Annotated in this window: 1 protein-coding gene; it reads left to right on the top strand. The window is 51.5% G+C overall.

The genetic code is table 11. The features are described 5' to 3' along the window. Positions 1-1,562 (top strand): non-ribosomal peptide synthetase (locus ACWHAR_RS20885; protein WP_452087701.1); only part of this gene is annotated, 1,562 nt, incomplete at both ends.

The following is a 1,562-nucleotide window of genomic DNA, read 5'->3' as shown; positions in this document are numbered from 1 at the left end:
GGCCGTCTGAAATCAACGGAATCGAAACGATGGCGGGGCTGTTTATCAACACCATTCCAGTGCGGGTGAAAGTTGAACGAGATGCTGCATTCGCTGATATTTTCACAGCTGTTCAGCAGCATGCAGTAGAGGCAGAGCGTTACGATTACGTGCCGCTCTATGAGATTCAAAAACGCTCAGCCCTTGATGGCAATCTCTTAAACCATCTGGTCGCGTTTGAAAATTATCCGCTTGATCAAGAGCTTGAAAACGGCAGCATGGAAGACCGCCTCGGGTTTTCGATTAAGGTAGAAAGCGCATTTGAACAAACGAGCTTCGATTTCAACCTGATTGTGTATCCGGGCAAAACGTGGACCGTCAAAATTAAATATAACGGAGCCGCCTTTGATTCCGCTTTTATCGAACGGACAGCGGAGCACCTTACCCGCATGATGGAAGCAGCTGTCGATCAGCCGGCCGCTTTTGTGCGTGAGTACGGGCTTGTGGGAGACCAAGAGCAGCGGCAAATTGTCGAGGTGTTTAACAGCACGAAAACCGAACTCCCTGAAGGAATGGCTGTTCACCAAGTGTTTGAAGAGCAAGCGAAACGGACGCCGGCGAGCACCGCCGTCGTATATGAAGGAACCGAGCTGACGTACCGCGAGCTGAATGCAGCGGCTAACCGTCTGGCGAGAAAGCTTGTCGAACAAGGGCTTCAAAAAGGGGAAACAGCAGCGATTATGAACGATCGCTCAGTAGAAACCGTTGTCGGCATGCTGGCTGTGTTAAAAGCAGGTGCCGCATATGTGCCGCTTGATCCAGCGCTTCCTGGGGATCGTCTTCGTTTCATGGCAGAGGATAGCTCCGTTCGAATGGTTTTGATCGGAAATTCTTATACAGGTCAGGCACATCAGCTGCAGGTGCCGGTTCTTACACTGGACATAGGCTTTGAAGAGAGTGAAGCGGCTGACAATCTCAACCTGCCATCCGCCCCGTCTGATTTGGCGTACATCATGTACACATCCGGTTCAACGGGCAAACCGAAAGGCGTCATGATCGAACATAAAAGCATTTTGCGCCTCGTCAAAAATGCCGGGTACGTTCCTGTTACTGAAGAGGACCGCCTGGCGCAAACGGGAGCTGTCAGCTTTGATGCCGGAACGTTTGAGGTATTCGGTGCACTGCTGAATGGCGCAGCGCTTTATCCAGTCAAAAAAGAAACGCTGCTTGATGCGAAACAATTTGCTGCATTCCTGCGTGAGCAAAGAATCTCGACGATGTGGCTGACATCACCTTTATTCAACCAGCTTGCAGCAAAGGATGCGGGTATGTTCGGCACACTGCGCCATTTAATCATCGGCGGAGACGCCCTTGTCCCGCATATTGTCAGCAAAGTAAAACAGGCATCGCCGTCGCTTTCATTGTGGAACGGATACGGCCCGACAGAAAATACGACGTTTTCAACCAGTTTTCTGATCGACCGCGAGTATGGCGGCTCTATCCCGATCGGGAAGCCGATCGGAAATTCCACTGCCTACATCCTGGATGAGCAGCAATGCCTGCAGCCAATCGGCGCGCCTGGT

The organism is Bacillus sp. LR--39 (assembly GCF_053613335.1).
Note: the sequence above shows the minus strand (reverse complement) of the source record. Positions and strands in the feature narration are given on the sequence as shown.